Annotated in this window: 18 protein-coding genes and 1 pseudogene; 12 read left to right on the top strand and 7 right to left on the bottom strand. The window is 73.3% G+C overall.

The genetic code is table 11. The annotated features are described in order from the left end of the window. Positions 1-43: 43 nt before the first annotated feature. On the bottom strand, positions 44-823 hold the full coding sequence (gene modA / locus ABWI04_RS24515) for a molybdate ABC transporter substrate-binding protein (RefSeq protein WP_345174229.1): 780 nt from the start codon (positions 821-823) through the stop codon (positions 44-46). Between the two features lie 112 nt (positions 824-935). Between modA and ABWI04_RS24510 the strand changes: the two genes are divergently transcribed. Both ABWI04_RS24510 and ABWI04_RS24505 read left to right on the top strand, forming a co-directional pair. After that, positions 936-1,610, top strand: a complete 675-nt coding sequence (locus ABWI04_RS24510) for a uracil-DNA glycosylase (RefSeq protein WP_345174230.1) — start codon at positions 936-938, stop codon at positions 1,608-1,610. Between the two features lie 207 nt (positions 1,611-1,817). After that, complete coding sequence (locus ABWI04_RS24505) at positions 1,818-2,849, top strand: hypothetical protein (RefSeq protein ID WP_353833913.1); 1,032 nt, start codon at positions 1,818-1,820, stop codon at positions 2,847-2,849. Here the strand turns inward: ABWI04_RS24505 and ABWI04_RS24500 are convergent. The 4 genes from ABWI04_RS24500 to ABWI04_RS24485 are packed head-to-tail and all read right to left on the bottom strand — an operon-like array spanning position 2,813 to position 6,649. Next, the gene (locus ABWI04_RS24500; protein ID WP_345174744.1) at positions 2,813-3,679 is read right to left on the bottom strand and encodes a 1,4-dihydroxy-2-naphthoate polyprenyltransferase; all 867 of its coding nucleotides are present in this window, start codon (positions 3,677-3,679) and stop codon (positions 2,813-2,815) included. The two genes, ABWI04_RS24505 and ABWI04_RS24500, sit on opposite strands and share 37 nt — an antisense overlap. Positions 3,680-3,714: 35 nt before the next feature. Next, the gene (locus ABWI04_RS24495) at positions 3,715-5,364 is read right to left on the bottom strand and encodes an MFS transporter (protein ID WP_353833912.1); all 1,650 of its coding nucleotides are present in this window, start codon (positions 5,362-5,364) and stop codon (positions 3,715-3,717) included. 48 nt (positions 5,365-5,412) lie between these two features. Then, positions 5,413-6,003 (bottom strand): GNAT family N-acetyltransferase, encoded by a 591-nt coding sequence (locus tag ABWI04_RS24490; protein ID WP_345174237.1) that lies wholly within the window; start codon positions 6,001-6,003, stop codon positions 5,413-5,415. 52 nt (positions 6,004-6,055) lie between these two features. Beyond that, positions 6,056-6,649, bottom strand: a complete 594-nt coding sequence (locus ABWI04_RS24485) for a CGNR zinc finger domain-containing protein (protein WP_353833911.1) — start codon at positions 6,647-6,649, stop codon at positions 6,056-6,058. Between the two features lie 105 nt (positions 6,650-6,754). Between ABWI04_RS24485 and ABWI04_RS24480 the strand changes: the two genes are divergently transcribed. Both ABWI04_RS24480 and ABWI04_RS24475 read left to right on the top strand, forming a co-directional pair. Continuing rightward, complete coding sequence (locus tag ABWI04_RS24480) at positions 6,755-7,009, top strand: hypothetical protein (protein ID WP_345174240.1); 255 nt, start codon at positions 6,755-6,757, stop codon at positions 7,007-7,009. Next, positions 7,006-7,359 (top strand): VOC family protein, encoded by a 354-nt coding sequence (locus tag ABWI04_RS24475; RefSeq protein ID WP_345174242.1) that lies wholly within the window; start codon positions 7,006-7,008, stop codon positions 7,357-7,359. The genes ABWI04_RS24480 and ABWI04_RS24475 overlap by 4 nt, the downstream gene beginning before the upstream one ends. A gap of 13 nt (positions 7,360-7,372) precedes the next feature. Here the strand turns inward: ABWI04_RS24475 and ABWI04_RS24470 are convergent, their stop codons facing one another. Further along, positions 7,373-8,764: an aminotransferase-like domain-containing protein gene (locus ABWI04_RS24470; RefSeq protein ID WP_353833910.1), complete on the bottom strand. Its 1,392-nt coding sequence runs from the start codon at positions 8,762-8,764 to the stop codon at positions 7,373-7,375. Between ABWI04_RS24470 and ABWI04_RS24465 the strand changes: the two genes are divergently transcribed. Beyond that, on the top strand, positions 8,763-9,752 hold the full coding sequence (locus ABWI04_RS24465) for a DMT family transporter (RefSeq protein ID WP_345174247.1): 990 nt from the start codon (positions 8,763-8,765) through the stop codon (positions 9,750-9,752). The two genes, ABWI04_RS24470 and ABWI04_RS24465, sit on opposite strands and share 2 nt — an antisense overlap. Here the strand turns inward: ABWI04_RS24465 and ABWI04_RS24460 are convergent. Further along, positions 9,742-9,918 carry a hypothetical protein gene (locus ABWI04_RS24460; RefSeq protein WP_345174248.1) on the bottom strand — a complete coding sequence of 59 codons (177 nt, stop codon included), beginning with the start codon at positions 9,916-9,918 and terminating at the stop codon, positions 9,742-9,744. The two genes, ABWI04_RS24465 and ABWI04_RS24460, sit on opposite strands and share 11 nt — an antisense overlap. Before the next feature lie 239 nt (positions 9,919-10,157). Between ABWI04_RS24460 and ABWI04_RS24455 the strand changes: the two genes are divergently transcribed. From ABWI04_RS24455 to ABWI04_RS24425, 7 genes and pseudogenes are all read left to right on the top strand, one after another. Then, positions 10,158-11,192 (top strand): glycoside hydrolase family 18 protein, encoded by a 1,035-nt coding sequence (locus tag ABWI04_RS24455; RefSeq protein ID WP_353833909.1) that lies wholly within the window; start codon positions 10,158-10,160, stop codon positions 11,190-11,192. Positions 11,193-11,332: 140 nt separating this feature from the next. Further along, a complete protein-coding gene (locus tag ABWI04_RS24450) occupies positions 11,333-11,554 on the top strand; it encodes a hypothetical protein (protein ID WP_185023197.1) in 222 nt (73 codons plus the stop codon). Between the two features lie 155 nt (positions 11,555-11,709). Continuing rightward, a complete protein-coding gene (gene dapA, locus ABWI04_RS24445; RefSeq protein WP_345174255.1) occupies positions 11,710-12,648 on the top strand; it encodes a 4-hydroxy-tetrahydrodipicolinate synthase in 939 nt (312 codons plus the stop codon). Continuing rightward, a complete protein-coding gene (locus ABWI04_RS24440) occupies positions 12,645-14,330 on the top strand; it encodes a ribonuclease J (RefSeq protein WP_353833908.1) in 1,686 nt (561 codons plus the stop codon). Before dapA ends, ABWI04_RS24440 begins: the two co-directional genes overlap by 4 nt. A gap of 100 nt (positions 14,331-14,430) precedes the next feature. Continuing rightward, the gene (locus ABWI04_RS24435) at positions 14,431-17,070 is read left to right on the top strand and encodes a DNA translocase FtsK (protein ID WP_345174259.1); all 2,640 of its coding nucleotides are present in this window, start codon (positions 14,431-14,433) and stop codon (positions 17,068-17,070) included. Positions 17,071-17,213: 143 nt separating this feature from the next. Beyond that, a complete protein-coding gene (locus tag ABWI04_RS24430) occupies positions 17,214-17,966 on the top strand; it encodes a helix-turn-helix domain-containing protein (protein WP_345174261.1) in 753 nt (250 codons plus the stop codon). Between the two features lie 105 nt (positions 17,967-18,071). Next, a pseudogene (locus tag ABWI04_RS24425) lies at positions 18,072-18,564 on the top strand (30S ribosomal protein S12 methylthiotransferase RimO); the annotation flags it as partial.

Raw genomic sequence — 18,564 nt, 5'->3', positions numbered from 1 at the left:
CGGGGAGGTAAACGGAAGTCGGCTCGCATCCGTTCCCCGCGGGTCACTGCTGAGCGGCCGGTGTGACGAAGCCGTACTTGGTGAACAGCCGCTGCGCGTCGGGGGTGACCAGCCACGCCACGAACGCCCTCGCGGCGTCCTCGTGGCCGCCGTCGCGGACGACCGCGGCGGGGAAGGACGCGGTGACGTTCTGGGCCGCCGGGATGGGCACGCTGCTCGCCGCGATCCCGGCCGAGTTCAGGTCGGTGACGAAGACCACGCCCGCGTCGGCCTCGCCGGCGCGGACCCGGTCCAGGACGGCCCGCGCGCTGATCTCCTCGCTGCTCCACCGGACGGTCACGCCCGCCTTGGCGAGGACCTGCCGGGTGTAGCGGCCGACGGGGACCGTCCCGGCGCCGACGACCACCCGCAGACCCGGCCGCGCCAGGTCCCGCAGGTCCCGGATCCGGTGGGGGTTGCCGGGCCCGACCGCGATCGTGAGCCCGTCGCGGGCGATGACGCGGCGGCGCCCGGCCAGGTACTCGTCGGCCTCGTCCATGCTCGCCCCGTCGGCCGTCACCAGGACGTCGGCGGGCTCGTGCTCGGCGAGGCGGTCGGCGATCTCCGGCATCCCGCCGAACGCGAACCGCAGCCTGACGTCCGGGTTCTGCTGCTGGTAGGCCACGCCGACCTCGCCGAGCACCTCCGTCATCGAGTTGGTCGCGAGGACGGTGAGGGTCGCCGGTCCGGAGGGGCCGCCGCAGCCCGCGCCGAGGGCGGGCAGGACGAGCACCGCGAGCAGCACGGACGCGCGAAGGCGCCGCCGATGGGGGGAATCGGGCATTTGTCTCATCCTAGGGTCGGGGGGTTCGGAGTCCCTGGATTCGGCCTGGCGTGTCAGAGGCCGGCACTAGTGTTCCGGGCAACTGGAGATCACGTTTCTCGGAGGCCCGACGATGTCCCTCGACCTGATGGAACTGCTGCCCGGCGACTGGCGCGAGCGGCTCGATCCGCTGCTCGACCCGATCGGCACCGCCGCGCTGGGCGCGTTCGTCGCGGGAGAGTACGCCGGGCAGACCGTCTACCCGCCGCGCGAGGACCTGTTCAACGCGTTCCGGCACTGCCCGTTCGACGGCGCCCGCGTCCTGATCCTCGGGCAGGACCCCTACCACGGCCCCGGCCAGGCGCACGGGCTGAGCTTCAGCGTGCGCGAGGGCGTGCGGCTTCCCCCGTCCCTGCGCAACATCTACAAGGAGCTGGCGGCCGACCTCGACGTCCCCGCGCCGGTGTCCGGCGACCTGACCCGCTGGGCCGACCAGGGGGTCCTGCTGCTGAACGCGGTGCTGACCGTCCGGGCCGGGGAGGCGGGCTCGCACGCGGGCAAGGGCTGGGAGGACTTCACCGACGCCGCGATCCGCGCGCTGAACGACAAGACCGAGCGCGTCGTGTTCGTCCTCTGGGGCGCCTACGCCCGCAAGAAGGCGCGCCTGATCACCGGTCCCCAGCACACCGTGATCGAGTCGGCGCACCCGAGCCCGCTCAGCGCGAAGAAGTTCTTCGGGACGCGCCCGTTCAGCGCCGTCAACAAGGCCCTCGTCGACGCCGGCCGCACCGAGATCGACTGGGCCTGAGGCCCGTCTCGAAGCGGCCTCGGCCATGCCGCGCGAACGCGATGCCGCGTTCGCCCAGGCCCGGTCACGTAGCGAGCCGCCAGGCGAGCGAAGTGGGCCGGGACTCTGAAACACAGCCGGTCGTCTCACCCCGGCGGGGGAGCGGGGCGCGCGTTCTCCCTCCGCGGCGGGAGGCACGGGGCGGGCGGCCCGGTGGATCGTCGGTCCATGACCGTTCCAGTTCACCGGCCCGCCGGCATGACGCACGCCGCGCACGGCGGCCCCGGGCGGGCCCGCCTGGCCGTCTGCGCGGCGACGGCAGCCGCGTGCGTCCCCTACCTCACCATCAAGATCGCTTGGCTGTCGGGCAGCACGACCGGCTGGAACGACCCCGCCGCGGCCGAGGACTCCGCGCTCTACGTGGGCAACGCGATCACCCTCGCCATGGACGCGGCCGCCGTGCTGGTGGCGGCGGCGTTCACCTTCCGCTGGGGCCGCCGGATCCCGGCATGGCTGGTGCTGGCGCCGATCTGGATCGCGGTGGGCCTGCTCGCGCCGATCGTCCTCGCCGTCCCGCTCGGGACGCTCCTGCAGACGGTCTTCTCATCCGAGCCGCTCATGGGCGATGAGAACGCGCTCCAGGGCTGGGTGTACGGCGTCGTCTACACGGGCTTCACCGTGCAGGGCGTCGGGTTGCTGACGGCGTTCGTCCTGTACGCGCGCGACCGGTGGCCGCGGACGTTCGAGATCCGCACCAGGAACGTCCCCACGGGGCCGACGCACTCGCTGCAGGTGCTTCTGGCCCGCGTGGCCGTCGCTCCGGCCGCTGTCTTCGCGGCCATGGAGCTCTACTGGGCGTTCGGAGGGACGGCGGGGCTCCACGGGCGCGAGGCCGCCGACCGGAACCTGGCCCAGCAACTGGCCGATGGTGCGGAGGGCCTGCTCGCGGCCGCCGCCGCCGTCGCGCTGCTGCTGATCGTCCGGCGTGCGGCCCGCCCGGGCCGGTTCGTCGTGCCGCTCGCCGCCGCCTGGGCCGGCTCCGGCACCATGTTCGCGGCCTCCCTCTACGGGCTGCTCGTGGTGCTCGGCCGGCCGGGCTTCCTGGCCACGGACTCCGCGTCCGCCACGGGCCTGGTCGCCCTCGCCGGCGTGCTCGCCGGGCTCGTCACCGGCCTGACCGGCGCCTTCCTGCTGGCCGAGAACCAGGGCGCCCTGACCGCGGGTCAGAGCGCCAGGCCGACCGCCAGCAGCACTCCGTAGGCGATCTGGAGCCGGCCGGTCTCGCCGAGCACCGGGATCAGGGCGGGGCCGGTCGCGCCGTTCAGCACCTTCTGCGTCGGCGGCAGCGACAGCGGCGCCGCGAGCAGGGCGAGCAGCGCCCACGGGTGCGGCGCCGCCAGGGCCAGGACGAACATGAACGGCAGCGCGGTGCACGCCGCGTACAGGATCCGGGTCCAGCGGTCGCCCAGAACGACGGCGAGGGTCCGCTTGCCCGACTCCCGGTCGGTGGGGATGTCGCGCAGGTTGTTGGCGACGAGCATCCCGCACGCCAGCAGCCCGATCGGGACCGCCGCCGCCCACGCCTCCCACGGCAGCTCCTCGATCTGGACGTAGGTCGTGCCGACGACGGCGACGAGGCCGAAGAAGACGAAGACCGAGACCTCGCCCAGGGCGCGGTACCCGTACGGCGTCTTGCCGCCCGTGTAGAACCAGGCGGCGAGGATCGCGAACGCGCCGACGAGCAGCAGCCACCACGTCGTCACGGCGGCCAGGACGAGCCCGGCGACGGCGGCGACGAGGAAGCAGCCGAGCGCGGCGGCGAGCACCTGCCTGGGCTTGGCGACCTTCGAGCCGACGAGCCGCAGCGGCCCGACGCGGTCCTCGTCGGTGCCGCGGATGCCGTCGCTGTAGTCGTTGGAGTAGTTCACCCCGATCTGCAGCACGAGGGCGACGACGGCGGCGAGGACGCCGCGCCACCAGACGGGGTCGCCCTCGCCGACGGCGACGCCGGTGCCGACGACGACCGGGACGAGGGACGCGGGCAGGGTGCGGGGCCGGGATCCGGCGACCCATTGGGAGAGCGTGGCCACAGTCACCGCTTGTTCTCGTGGGACGACAGGGGGGTCTAGCGTTTCGATTCTTCCCGATGAAGATCAGTGCTCGGGTGCAGCCGCAGCGCGGGCCCGAGCCCGAGGGCGAGGATCGCCGCCGTGGTCAGGGCCGCGTTCCTGGTCGCGACGGCGAGGCTGGCGTCCGCGGCGTGCGCCTCGGCCGCCAGCCCGGGCGTGTCGTGAAGATCACGTCCGGAGGTCCCGGCGCTGTGGCGCAGGTCGTGCGCGAGGGCCGCCCGCCGCTCCGGGCTCAGCGACGAGCCCGCCAGCCGGTCGGCCATCGTGTGCCCGAGGCTCGTCGCGAACACCGTCCCGATCGCGGCGATGCCGAGCGCCGCGCCGACCTGCCGGGCCGTCGACTGGGTCCCGGACGCCTGGCCCGACTGCGCCGGCGGGACGTCCGCGAGCGAGACGTTCGCCAGCTGCGCCGACGTCAGCCCGAGGCCCAGCCCGTACAGCAGCATCCACGGCGCGAGCCCGAGCCCGCCGGTCGTCGCGGAGACCGTGAGGGCCAGCCCGAGGACCGCGGCGACCTCCAGGACCATCCCGATCTGCACGACCCGGTGGGCGCCGCGCCGGTCGGCGAGCCTGCCCGCGCCCCCGCCGGACACGAACGCGCCGACGGCCAGCGGCAGGATCGCCAGGCTGATCTGCAGCGGGTTCGTGCCGTGCACGCCCAGCAGGAACAGCGGCAGGACGAACAGCAGCCCGAGCTCGCCGACGTTGATCAGCGCCGAGGTCAGGTTGCCGCGCCGGAAGTTGGGGATGCGGAACAGCGCCAGGTCGAGCATCACCGGCCGTCCCGCCGCCGCCCGGGACCGCTCGACCACGACCAGCGCCGCGAGCAGCACCGCGCCGGACGCCAGGACCACGGGGACGGGGGAGAGGGCGGTCTCCGGCCAGCGGAGCGGGCCGGCCGTGAACGGGCGCGTCGCGGTCCACCAGCCGTACGTCTGCCCCTCGATGATCCCCCAGACCAGCGCGCCGAGGCCGAGGGCGGCCAGCGCGCCGCCCGCCCAGTCGATCTCGCGCCGCACGCCGCCCGGGGCGGGCGAGCGCGTCTCGGGCATGAACCGCAGCGCCCCCGCGATCAGGACGGCGCAGAGCGGCAGGTTGACCCCGAACGCCCACCGCCAGCCGCCGCCGGTGGCCAGAGCGCCGCCTGCGAGGGGCCCGAGCGCCGCCATGCCGCTGATCATGGCGCCCCAGACGCCGAACGCGACGGCCCGGTCCCGCCCGGTGAACACCGCGTTCACCGTGGACAGCGTCGCCGGCATGAGCATGGAGGCGCCGACGCCCTGCAGGGCCCGCGCGCCGATCAGGGCCGCGCCGACGGGGGCCAGCGCGGCGGCGACGCTCGCCGCCGCGAACACCGCCACCCCGAGCACGAACATCCGGCGCCGCCCGGCCAGGTCGCCCGCCCGTCCGAACGGGATGAGCAGCGCGGCGAACACCAGCGAGTACACCGAGGTCGCCCATTCCGCGCCCGAGGTCGACAGCCCCAGGTCGGAGACGATCCGGGGCATCAGGACGCCCACGATCGTGGCGTCGACCACGACCAGCGAGACGCCGAGGCTCATCACGACCAGGCCGAGCCGGCGATGCCGGCCGGAGGGCGCCGGTGCGGAGGCACGGGGCGGCGTCAGGGAAGCGGACTCGGGCACGACCTCCAAGATATGGCCGGATCGCCCGTGCGCCTCACCGACCCCTGGCTAGGAGCCCGTTCCGCCGGGCGGAGCCCCGATGTCGGTGTCGCTGATGTCGGTGTCGCTGATGTCGGTGTGCAGCCGGATCTGCCGGACGGGCTCGCCCATGTCGAGCGTCCGGGCCGTCCCGTCGGGCGCCCACCCGGCCGAGCCGAGGAACGTCCGCGTCACCTCGTCGCCTTCGAACACCCAGGAGACCAGAGTGGTGAAGCCGTCGTCGCGGAGCAGGTCCGCGGTGGCGGCGAGCAGCCGGCTGCCGTGCCCGGCCCGCGTGTGCAGGGGGTCGACCAGCAGGGTGATCAGCTCGGCGGCGGCGGCCGGGTCGAGGTCGGCGTCCTCGGCCGGGGCGTGCGCGGCGAAGCCCACGACGATGTCGGACGCCACCGCGACCAGCAGCCGGTGCCGCGGGCTCGGCGGCGCCGTCGCCGCCTCCGCCCACCTGTCGCGCCACTGCTCCACCGCGGCGTCGCTGGTCACCTGGCTCAGGACGTCCGCCGGCAGCAGCTCGCGGTACCCGTGCCGCCATGCCCGCACCTGGATGCCGGCGACGGCGGCCGCGTCCGCGCGCCGCGCGGGCCGCACCCCCACATCGGCCATGCCGTGCTCACGTCCTCTCGCCGGGATCTCGGCCCACCCTAGCGAGCGGCGGCTACGCGGGAGCGCGCCGCCGTGCCCGGTAGGCGCGGGTCTTGGCGCGGTTGCCGCAGACCTTCATCGAGCACCAGGAGCGGGAGCGGTTCTTGGAGGTGTCCAGGAACGCCCAGCGGCAGGTGTCGATCTGGCAGGTCTTCAGGCGCGGCCAGGTGCCGGCGGCGACCGAGTCCATGACGGCGGCGGCGATCCGGGCCAGGCCGCCCGCGGCGGCGCCGGGCGGGTCGAGCGGGACGAGCGCGGGGCGCGGCCCGGCCAGGCTGACGCGCAGCGGCAGGGCGGCCAGCACGTCCTCCAGGTCGTCGGGAATGTCGGCCTCGTCCGGGCGGTGGTGGGCCTCCATGGCCTCGCGGAGCCCCTCGCGCAACGCGACGGCGGTGCGGACGTCGGCGTCGGAGGCTCCGGCGCCCTCGGGCATGAGCCCGCGCCCGGCGAGCCATCCGGCGAGCCCGCGGGGCGTCGTGATCTCGTCGGTCGCGGACTCGACGTCGAGCGTGTTGACGAAGTCCGCCAGCAGCAGCGCCGGGTCCGCAGGCGGCGGCGCGGGGTTCCCGCCCGTCTCGGTGCCGCCCATCGCGTCCTCCTCGTCCATGGGAACTCTACCAAGCGCCGACACCGCCATAAAGCGTTCGATGGTTGCGCGAACCACGACACCGGCATTACGTTTTAGATGGTGTCATCGAACGGGAGGACGACCATGAACGAGCTGCCGTACTTCGCGGTGCTCGCGCAGCGCCATGCCTGGGCCGAACGCGAGTACGCCCGACTGCACGCCGACATCGTCGAGTCGAGGCTCATCGCCCGCGAGCGGGCGCAGGAGCGGGCCGCCCGGAAGCGGGCCTGGGTCCGCGACCGGATCGGCGGGCTGCACCTGCCGCGGCGCACGCCTCCCGCTCCCTACTGCGCCCGCGCCGCGGCGCGGTCCGTTCGCGCGGCGGGAGTCGTGCGATGAACCCCAAGGTGGGCAACCTCGTCATCGACTGCACCGACCTCGGCGCCATGGCGGCCTTCTGGGGCGGTCTCCTCGGGATGAAGACGACGGCGCGGAGCGACGACTGGCTCGACCTGGAACCCCTCGGGACGGGCGGGCCGGTCCTGTCGTTCCAGCTCGTCCCCGAGGGCAGGAAGGTCAAGAACCGGCTGCACCTGGACCTGGACGTCGCGGACATCCGCTCGGCCGGCGAGCGGGCGGCGAGCCTCGGCGCGACCCCGGCCGCCGGGCCCATGGGGAACCCGGGGCGCCCGTTCCAGGTCTGGCGTGACCCCGAGGGCAACGAGTTCTGCTTCTGCACCGCCTCATGACCGCGGAACGGCCCTAGGACCGCAGAACCGAGGCGAGGCGGCGCACGCCCTCGGCCAGCTCCGCCTCGGATGCCGCCGTCCCGTAGCTGAGCCGCAGGTGGGGGGCGGGCGCCTCGGCGGGGAAGAACGGCCGCCCCGCGTTGACCAGGACGCCGGCGCGCAGCGCGGCCTCGGCGAGCGCGGTGTCGTCGACGCCGTCCGGCAGCCGGGCCCAGAGGTGCAGCCCGCCCGCCGGGCGGCTCACCCGCAGCTCCGGCAGGTCGCGGGCGAGGGCGGTGAGGAGCGCGTCGCGGCGCGAGCGCAGGGCGGTCCGGACGGCTCGCAGGTGGCGCGGCCATCCGGGCGAGCTGACCAGTTCCAGCAGCGTCTCCTGCAGGGGCCTGGCGGGGAAGAACTCCTCGACGAGCTGCGTCGCGCGGATCCGCTCGGCGACCGGCCCCCGGGCGGCCACCGCGGCCACCCGCAGGCTGGGCGCGGTCGCCTTGGTGAGGGACGCGACGTGCACGACGCGGCCGTCGGCGTCCTGCGCGATCAGCGGCGGAGGGGGAGCGTCGATGCCGAGGTGCCGGGCGAAGTCGTCCTCCACCACGAACGCGCCCGCAGCGCGCGCCGCGTCCAGCACCCGCTCGCGCCGCTCGGCGGCCAGCACCGCGCCGGTCGGGTTGTGGAAGGCGGGCTGGGTGTAGAAGACCCGCGCCCCGCTCATCGCGAACGCCTCGGCCAGCAGGTCGGGACGGACGCCGTCCGCGTCCACCGGGACGGGGACCGGATGCAGCCCGCTCGCCCGCGCCACCGCCAGGACGCCCAGGTACGTCGGCGACTCGACCAGCACCGGGGCGCCCGGCGGGAGCAGCGCGCGCAGCACGGTCGTCAGCGACTGCTGGCCCCCGCTCGTGATCAGCACGTCGGCGGGGGAGACGGCGCCGCCGACCGTGCGGGCGAACCAGGCGCGCAGCTCCGGCGATCCGCCGAGGCGCGGCATCTCCCAGGCGTCCGGGCGCCGGGCCGCCCGCGCGGCCGCCGTCGCGAGCGCCCGCACCGGCTGGAGCGTCGGGTGCAGGTAGCCGCCGCTGAGCGCGACCACGCCGTCCGGCGGCGGGGTGAGCAGCCACGACACCCCGGCAGGATCCACGGATCGGTCGCCGAGCGTCACCGCCTGCCAGCCGAAGTCGGCCGGCTCCGCGGCGCTCCCGGCCCGCGGCGCGGCGAAGGCCCCGCTGCCCGGGCGCGTCACCACCAGCCCCTCGGCGGCCAGCAGCCCGAGCGCCCGCGACACCGTGACCGGGCTGACCCGGTGCCGCTCGACCAGCGCGCGGCTCGACGGGAGGCGCTCGCCGGGGCTCATCCGGCGGACCTCCGCGCGCAGCCGATCGGCCAGCGTCGCCACACTGCTATCGTCTTTCATGAAGCTTCAAGATAGCGCTACTGCGCCCGGGCGGGTAGCGGCCGGCACCTCCAGGGCGGGCCTCGGGCTCGCGGCACTCGGCGTCCTGACCTTCTCCCTCACCATTCCGACCACGGTCTTCGGCCTCGAAGGGCTCGACCCCTACGTGATCGGCATCGGCCGCTCCGCCGCCGCGAGCGTCCTCGCCGCCCTCGCACTGCTATCGGTCCGGGCGCGTCCGCCCCGCCGCGACCAGTGGGCGAGCTTCGCGGTCGTCGCGGCCGGAGTGATCTTCGGCTTCCCGCTGTTCTCCACGCTCGCGCTCGACCACGGCGCCTCCTCCGCCCATTCGGCCGTCGTCGTCGGGCTGCTGCCCGCCGCCACCGCCGTGCTCGGGGTCCTGCGCGCGGGGGAGCGCCCCTCCCGCGCCTTCTGGTTCGCGAGCGCGGCCGGGGCGGCCTGCGTCACCGGCTTCGCCCTGGTCCGCGGGGCGGGCCGCGTCACGCCCGCCGACCTGCTGCTGTTCACCGCCCTCCTCACCTGCGCCGCCGGCTACGCCGAGGGCGCGCGCCTGGCCCGCGACATGCCGGGCTGGCGCGTCATCTCCTGGGCGCTGGTCCTGGCGGCCCCCGTCACCGTCCCGGTCACCGGGGTGCTGCTCGCCACGACCCGCCCCGCCTGGACGGCCCACGCCGTCATCGGCTTCGGCTACGTGTCCGTCTTCTCCGCCTACCTCGGCTTCTTCGCCTGGTACGAGGGCCTGGCGCGGGCCGGGATCGCGCGCGCCAGCCAGATCCAGCTGACCCAGCCCATGCTCACCCTGTTCTGGTCGGCCGTCCTGCTCGGAGAACGCGTCGACGCCACGACCGCGCTGGCGGCCGTGGCCGTGCTGGTCTGCGTGGCCCTCACCCAGCGCGCCCGCGTCCGGCGCACCCTGCCCGACGTCGCGCACGCCCGCGCGGCCGAGGCCTCGCCGGGCGTGCGCGGCGCGGGTGGGGTCAGTCCTTGACGATCTGGGCGAGAAGCGTGATGACCGCGACGCCCACCCCGATCGGGATCGCCAGATCCGGGGCGGCGGCGGTGAGGGCGGCGGCGCCGATCGCCACAAGGACGATCACGAGGGCCCGCGTGCTGATCAGGGGGCGGGGCTCACCCTGCCTCGGTGGGACTCGCATGCCGGTTGACCTCCATCCGTGCTGGACGGTAAGGACCGAGCGGCTCCCCATCGAGACCAACGGGCCGACACCACGAGCCGCCTCGTGAATACAAGGTTCCCCCGTTGTCAACCGCCGCCGCGCGCGGCGCGCGATCACGCCCCAACCATGATCGTTTTATGGCCGGATCGTGGGACGCGGCTGGGTCCCCGCTGGGACGGCGGGCGCTCGGCGCCCGGCTTCTCCGACATGATTGCGTGATGCGCGTCATCGGGCGGATCGGTCGGATTCTGGGATGGGCGGCGGCCTACGTGCTCGGCCTCGCCGCCCTGGTGCTCGCCGGGGCCTGGGTGTGGTGGCAGCCCGAGCCGGAGGCGCGCGGCACCGAGGCCAACGCGCTCTGGGCGCGGCACCAGTGGGTGGGGGAGTCTCACAGCGATGCCGAGTACCGGGCACTCGGGCAGCTGCTGAAAGAGAACCGCATCACCGACGTCTTCTTCCACGCGGGGCCGTTCGAGGCGGACGGCACCGTGCCCGAGGCCAAGTACCGCTACGCGCGGCAGCTCCTCGCCGCCATGCGCCGGTACGCGCCGGGCGTCCGCGCGCAGGCGTACCTGGGGCAGATCCGGATGGTGAACGGCAAGGGCGTCATCGACCTGGACGACCCCGCCGTGCGGACCCGGGTGCTCGGGACGGACGCGGCCCTCCTCGACCTGGGGTTCGACGGCATCCACTACGACTTCGAGCCCATCTACCCCGACGACCGCGCGTTCCTCACGCTCATGGACGCCACCCGCGAGCTGACGCGGTCGAAGGGGAGGCTGCTGTCGGTGGCGCTGGAGCAGCAGACCCTCATGGACGCGGCCCAGCCGGTCTACAAGGCGCTGATCCCGCGCACGGGGAAGATCCACTACCCGCCGCGCCCCACGCGGGACTTCCTGCGCGCCGTCGCCGACCGCGCCGACCAGGCCGCGATCATGACCTACGACGTGTCGCTGCCCACGCGCTCCCTCGCCGGGTGGCACTTCGCCCGGCACACCCGCACGACGCTGGAGCTCATCGGCGACCGCACGACGGTCTTCATGGGGGTGCCCACCTACCGGCCCCTCATGGAGTGGGCCGAGGACCTCACGGTCGCCCTGCGCGGCGTCCGGCGCGGAGTCGACGATCTGGAGCGTCCGCCCAGGCGCCCGTACGGCGTCGGCGTGTACGCGGACTGGACGACCAGCCCGGCCGAATGGTCACGTTACCGCGCCACCTGGCTACCCCGAGCGACAGGAAGTTTTGGCGGCTGAGAAACCCCCGCCGCGACGTTCCGAAACTCGCATATCCCCAGGTAAAAAGGGGTGGATACCCGCACAATCCTGGGGGTAGTGGAGGGTGCGGAAGGTCAAGCCTCGACAGGCGGATGGCAAAGGGAAGTGGGGACGGGCCGATGGGCACTCAGCAGTCCGCGCGGCACGACGCCGACCGTATCGGCGAACTGGCGGCCGAGTTCGCCGGGTGGCGGATCGGCCGCGGCGGGTCCGGGCAATGGTGGGCCGTCCGGGGGAACGATCTCGTGCGCACGCACGACGTCGAGGAGCTCCGCGTCCGCCTGCATGAGATGACCGCTGGGTCACGTTATCCAACCGAGTCCGGGACGTGGCCGGACTGACCCCGTAACGCGGCATTTGCGTGCCACGATGTCGGTTGTGGGAGCCGCCGCCACGCGTACCCCCGAGCGTGTGGCGGCGGCTTCCTCCTGTTTTATCCCGTTCCGCTTCGACCTGCGGGTCCAAGTGGAACGGCCGGAACGGTACCGTTCGTTGCATGGCACCCAGCACATCCACTGACGCTCCGTTCGGACGGATGCTGACCGCCATGGTCACCCCGTTCCTGCCGGACGGCGGCGTCGACTACGACGGCGCCGCGCGCCTCGCGACCCACCTGGTCGACGAGCGGCGCCATGACGGTCTCGTCGTCAACGGGACGACAGGCGAGTCGCCCACGACGAGCGACGAAGAGAAGAGCACGCTTCTGCGCGCGGTCATCGAGGCGGTCGGCGACCGCGCCGTGATCGTCGCCGGTGCCGGGACCAACCACACCGAGCACAGCCTGAAACTCGCCCGGCAGGCCGAGGCCGCGGGCGCGCACGGCCTGCTCGTGGTCACGCCGTACTACAACAAGCCCCCGCAGGAGGGCCTCGTCCGCCACTTCACCGCGGTGGCCGACGCGACGGCGCTGCCCACCATGCTGTACGACATCCCGGGGCGCGCCGGGGTGCCGATCCAGAACGACACGCTCGTGCAGCTCGCCGAGCACCCGCGGATCGTCGCCGTCAAGGACGCCAAGGGCGACCTGTTCGGCGCGTCCAGGGTGATGGCCGAGACCGACCTCGTCTGGTACTCCGGTGACGACAACCTCAACCTGCCGTGGCTGTCGGTGGGGGCGGCGGGGTTCGTCAGCGTGATCGGTCATGTCGTGGGCACCGAGCTCCATGAGATGATCGACGCATACCGCGCCGGCGAGCACGGGCGGGCGCTGGAGATCCACCGGCGCCTGCTGCCCGTGGTCGCCGCCATCATGACCCGTACGCAGGGCGCCATCGCCGTCAAGGCAGCGCTGAACCTGCTCGGCCTCCCCGGAGGCGGCCCGCTCCGCGCGCCGCTGGTGGAGGCCCCGCCGGAGTTCGCGGCGCGCCTGCGCGAAGACCTCACGATAGGGGGAGTCAAAGTGCCTGAGGTCGTCATCCCGGAGGTCGCCCGGTGAGCCATCCTCACCCGGAGCTCTCGGAACCGCCCGCCCCGCCCAAGGACGGTCTGCGGATCGTCGCGCTCGGCGGGCTGGGGGAGATCGGCCGCAACATGACGGTGTTCGAGTACGGCGGACGCCTGCTCATCGTCGACTGCGGCGTGCTCTTCCCCGAGACCGAGCAGCCCGGCGTCGACCTGATACTGCCCGACTTCGAGTACGTCAGGGACCGGCTGGACGACATCGAGGCCGTCATCGTCACGCACGGCCACGAGGACCACATCGGCGCCGTCCCGTACCTGCTGCGCGAGCGCCGCGACATCCCGCTGGTCGGCTCGCGGCTGTCGCTGGCGCTGCTCGAGGCCAAGCTCACCGAGCACCGCATCAAACCGGTGACCCACGTGGTCGCGGAGGGCGAGCGCCGCTCGTTCGGGCCGTTCGACTGCGAGTTCCTCGCCGTCAACCACTCCATCCCGGACGCGCTCGCCGTCGCCGTCCGCACGGCCGCCGGGCTCGTCCTGCACACCGGCGACTTCAAGATGGACCAGCTCCCGCTGGACGGCCGGCTCACCGACCTGCCCGGGTTCGCCCGGCTCGGCGCCGAGGGCATCGACCTGCTGATGTCGGACTCGACGAACGCCGAGGTGCCCGGCTTCGTCACCAGCGAGCGCAACATCGGGCCGGTCGTCGACGAGGTGTTCCGCACCGCGCAGGGGCGGCTCATCGTCGCCTGCTTCGCCTCGCACATCCACCGCGTCCAGCAGGTCCTGGACGCCGCCGTCGCCAACGGCCGCAAGGTCTGCTTCGTCGGGCGGTCCATGGTCCGCAACATGGGCGTCGCGCGCGAACTCGGGTACCTGAACGTCCCCGACGACATCATGGTCGAGCAGAAGGTGATCGACGACATCCCCGGCGACCGGCTCGTGCTGGTGTGCACCGGGTCGCAGGGCGAGCCGATGTCGGCGCTGTCGCGGATGGCCAACCGCGACCACTCGATCCGCATCACCGAGCGCGACACCGTGATGCTCGCGTCGTCGCTGATCCCGGGCAACGAGAACGCGGTCAACCGCGTCATCAACGGCCTCACCCGGTGGGGCGCCCGCATCGTCCACAAGGGCAACGCGCTCGTGCACGTGTCCGGGCACGCCTCGGCCGGCGAGCTGCTGTACGTGCTCAACGTGACCAAGCCGGCGAACTTCATGCCCATCCACGGCGAGTGGCGGCACCTGCGGGCGCACGCCAAGCTCGCCGCGCTCACCGGCGTGCCGGAGGACGGCATCGTCATCGCCGAGGACGGCGTCGTCGTCGACCTCGTGGACGGCCAGGCCAAGATCGTCGGCGCGGTGCCCGCCGGGTACGTGTACGTGGACGGCCTGTCGGTCGGCGAGGTCACCGAGACCTCCCTGAAGGACCGGCGCATCCTCGGCGAGGAGGGGTTCGTCTCCATCGTCATCGGCCTCGACTCCACCTCCGGCAAGCTCGTCGCCGGTCCCGAGGTGCACGCCCGCGGCGCCGGCATCGTCAACGAGGACTTCAACGAGGTCATCGCGCGGATCGAGGACGTGCTGCGGAACGCCGCAGGCGACGGCGTGAACGACGTGCACCAGATCAGCCAGCTGATCCGGCGCACCGTCGGCAAGTGGGTCAGCGAGAACTACCGCCGCCGCCCGATGATCATTCCGGTGGTCGTGGAGGTCTAGCGGCGGCTCGGACGGACGGGGGGCCGGCGGCCCTCCGTCCGTCCGACACGCCCGCCCTCCCTCCCCGGAACCGCGAGGGTCCTTGGTTACTCTCATAACCATGGCCACACGTGCGTCTGGAGGCGCGAAAGCCTCCTCGCGTGCGGGGGGCACGGCGGCTCGCAAGCCCGCAGGTACGGCCCCCCGGAAGCGACCGAGCGGCAACTCCAAGGGGGGCCGCGGCTCGGGCCGTGGGCGCCCCCCGCAGAAGCCCGACCCGATCCCCCAGGCGGTCCTCGGGTTCTTCAAGCTCCTGTTCAAGCTGTACCTGCTGGCGGCGGTCGCGGTCGGGTCGGTGTTCCGCGCCTACGGGAACGGGGCCCGCGGCCTCGACCCCGAGCACCGCCGCGACGGGCTGGGGCTGGCGCTGCTCGGCTCGTCCATCGTGCTGGCCTCCGTCACCTGGTTCCGGCCCGACGGCGTCGTCACCATCGCGCTGGAAAAGGTGGTGCGCGGCGGTCTCGGCATCATGGCGATGGTCCTCCCCGTGCTGCTGGCGCTGCTGGCGTGGCGGACGCTGCGCCACCCCGAGCACCACGAGGACACCGGCCGCATCGTCATCGGCATCACCGCGCTCGCCGCGGGCGTCCTCGGCATCCTGCACATCGCCGCCGGCGTCCCCTCCCCGGCCAAGGACATGGAGGGCGTCCGCGAGGCCGGCGGCGTGGTCGGCTGGCTCGTGTCGGCCCCGCTGGACGCGGCGCTGAGCGGGTGGGTGGCCGTCCCGCTGCTGCTGCTCCTGTCCGGGTTCGGGCTGCTGGTCGTCACCGCGACGCCGATCGCGAAGGTCCCCGAGCGGGTCGCCGACCTGTGGGCGATGGCCACGCTGCAGAGCCGCCCCGAACGCCCGTCCGCGGGCGAGGCCGGGGAGGAGGGCGCGCCGAAGAAGCGGCGCCGCAAGAGCAAGGGCGAGGACGGCGACGAGCTGGAGGTCGGCGAGCACTCCAAGCCGTACGACACTCCGCTGCTGGAGGACCAGCCGAAGAAGGCCGACCGGCCACGCCGCGACCTCGCCGACGAACTGTTCGAGCCCGACCCGTTCGGCGCGCACGTCCCGCCCCCGGCCCCGCCCGCCGACGATCCGATGGACGAGCACGTCGCCGGCGAGTCCATGGCCCCCGATCCGGCGGCCGACCCCCTGGCCGGGGAGGAGCGCGAGGCCGAGCACCACGAGGTGCGCGACCCGACGCCGGCCCCGCGCCGCACCGAGCAGCTCCCGCTGTCGTCGTCCGGCGAGATCTACGTGCTGCCCGATCCGGCGGCGTTGCGGCCCGGGAGTGTGTCCAAGCCGCGGACGAAGGCCAATGACACGGTGGTGAACGCGCTTACGGGGGTGTTGGAGCAGTTCGATATCGATGCGCAGGTGACGGGGTTCACGCGGGGGCCGACGATCACGCGGTATGAGATCGAGCTGGGTCCGGCGGTGAAGGTGGAGAAGGTCACCGCGCTGACCAAGAACATCGCCTACGCGGTGAAGAGCGCTGATGTGCGCATCATCTCGCCGATTCCCGGTAAGTCGGCGATCGGGGTGGAGATCCCCAACACCGACAAGGACATCGTCAGTCTGGGTGACGTGCTGCGCTCGCCGGCCGCGACGAATGAGCATCATCCGATGATCGTGGGGCTGGGTAAGGACGTCGAGGGGCGCACGGTGGTGGCGAACCTGGCGAAGATGCCGCACATCCTGATCGCGGGCGCGACCGGGGCCGGCAAGTCGACGTGCATCAACGGGCTGATCACCTCGATCCTGATGCGCGCGACCCCCGATGAGGTGCGGATGATCCTGGTCGATCCCAAGCGGGTCGAGCTGACGATGTACCAGGGGATCCCGCATCTGATCACGCCGATCATCACCAACCCCAAGAAGGCCGCCGAGGCGCTGGAGTGGGTGGTGGGGGAGATGGACCGCCGCTACGACGACCTGGCGGCGTCGGGGTACCGGCACATCGACGACTTCAACAAGGCGGTGAAGGCGGGCAAGCTGGTCCCGCCGCCCGGCAGCGAGCGCGTCTACACCCCTTACCCGTACATGCTCGTCATCGTCGACGAGCTGGCCGATCTGATGATGGTCGCGCCGCGCGACGTGGAGGACTCGGTCGTGCGCATCACCCAGCTCGCCCGCGCCGCCGGGATCCACCTGGTCCTGGCGACGCAGCGGCCGTCGGTGGACGTGGTGACGGGGTTGATCAAGGCCAACGTGCCGTCCCGGCTGGCGTTCGCGACCTCCTCGCTGTCCGACAGCCGCGTCATCCTCGACCAGCCGGGCGCGGAGAAGCTCGTCGGGCAGGGCGACGCCCTGTTCCTGCCGATGGGCGCGAGCAAGCCCATGCGCCTCCAGAACGCCTACGTCTCCGAGAAAGAGATCCACAGCGTCGTCGACCACTGCAAGGGGCAGATGGAGGCGAGCTACCGGGAGGACGTCGCCGCGGCCGGCGCGCCGAAGAAGGAGATCGACGAGGAGATCGGCGACGACATGGACCTGCTCGTCCAGGCGATCGAGCTGGTCGTGTCCACCCAGTTCGGGTCGACGTCGATGCTGCAGCGCAAGCTGCGCGTCGGGTTCGCCAAGGCCGGGCGGCTGATGGACCTGATGGAGAGCCGCGAGATCGTCGGGCCCAGCGAGGGCTCCAAGGCGCGGGACGTGCTGGCCAAGCCGGACGACCTCCCCGGGGTGCTCGCGGAACTGCGCGGCGGCGGCTGAGCGCGGTGCCGGGGCATTGCGGAATGATGCGAAATCTTGCCCAGTTTCGAACGTGTTGGCTGTCGCCGAACGGGCAGGCCCGTTCCTAGACTGGTCTCACAGTCGTGCGAGATCGGCCACGAGCTCCTCAGAGGAGGCCCGGCGTGAGCATCGGTGAGACCTTGGCGGAGGAGCGTCAGCGGGCCGGTCTCTCGGTGACACAGGTGAGCCTCCAGACGCGCATACGCGAGACCGTCGTCCGCAGCATGGAGGCCGACGACTTCTCCGCGTGCGGGGGCAACTTCTACGCCCGCGGCCACATCCGCAGCATCTCCCGCGTGATCGGCATCGATCCGGAGCCTCTCGTCGCCGAGTTCGACGCCGCGCACGGCGGCGCCCCGCAGCCGGTCTCGGCGGTGTCGGCGTTCGAGCCGGAGCAGCCGGTCGCGTTCCGCGAGCGCCGGTCGCCGAACTGGAGCGCGGGAATGGCACTCGCCCTCGCGCTCGTGGTCATCTACGGGATCGTCCAGGTGGTCGGGCACGGCGGCGGCGGCGAGCGGCGCACCGCCCGGCAGGTCGCCGGGACGCCCGCGCCGTCCACCCCGTCCGCCGCGCCGGCCCCGCCCAGGAGCAGCGCCCCGGTCGCGGAGGCGCCGCGCACCAAGGTCGAGGTGCGGGTCGAGGCCAAGCGGACGACGTGGCTGAACGTCCAGGGCGACCAGGGCAGGTCGCTGTTCAGCGGCATGATCCGTGAGGGCGACCAGAAGAGCTTCACCGCCAAGAAGAAGGTCCGGCTCGTGATCGGCGTCGGCGGCAGCGTCAACCTGACCGTCAACGGCAAGGACCTCGGCTCGCCCGGCAAGGGCAAGGGCGTCCAGCGGCTGACCTTCGACCGCGGCGACCCCGAGTCGGCCTGATCCGGAGCCGGCGGGGCCGCGCGTCCCGCCGCGCGCCGGGACGCCCCGTGAGGATGCCGCGGGCCGATGGTCGGCATCGGAGCGGAGGCCCATTACCTTAGGGGCATGTCCACTCGCCGCAAGGTCTCACTCATCACGCTCGGCTGCGCCCGCAACGAGGTCGATTCCGAGGAGCTCGCCGCGCGCATCGAGGACGCGGGCTGGGACCTGGCGGACGGCGCGGACGGCGCCGACGTGGTGGTCGTCAACACCTGCGGGTTCATCGAGGCGGCCAAGAAGGACTCCATCGACACGCTGCTGGCCGCGCACGACTCCGGCGCCAAGGTCGTCGCCGCGGGGTGCATGGCCGAGCGGTACGGCAGCGAGCTGGCCGAGGCGCTGCCCGAGGCCGACGCGGTGATCGGCTTCGACGACTACACCGCGATCGGCGAGCGCCTCGACGACGTCATGGCCGGGCGCAGGCGCGACGCGCACACCCCGCGCGACCGCCGCACCCTCCTGCCGATCAGCCCGGTCGAGCGCCAGCGGGCGCACGGCTCCCACGTCCCGGGCCACGGCGGGCAGGACGACCTGCCGGACGGCGTGGCCCCGGCGTCGG

Source organism: Actinomadura sp. NPDC000929, from assembly GCF_040492065.1.
GTDB lineage: Bacteria > Actinomycetota > Actinomycetes > Streptosporangiales > Streptosporangiaceae > Spirillospora > Spirillospora verrucosospora.
This window is presented reverse-complemented; position numbering and strand designations above follow the sequence as displayed.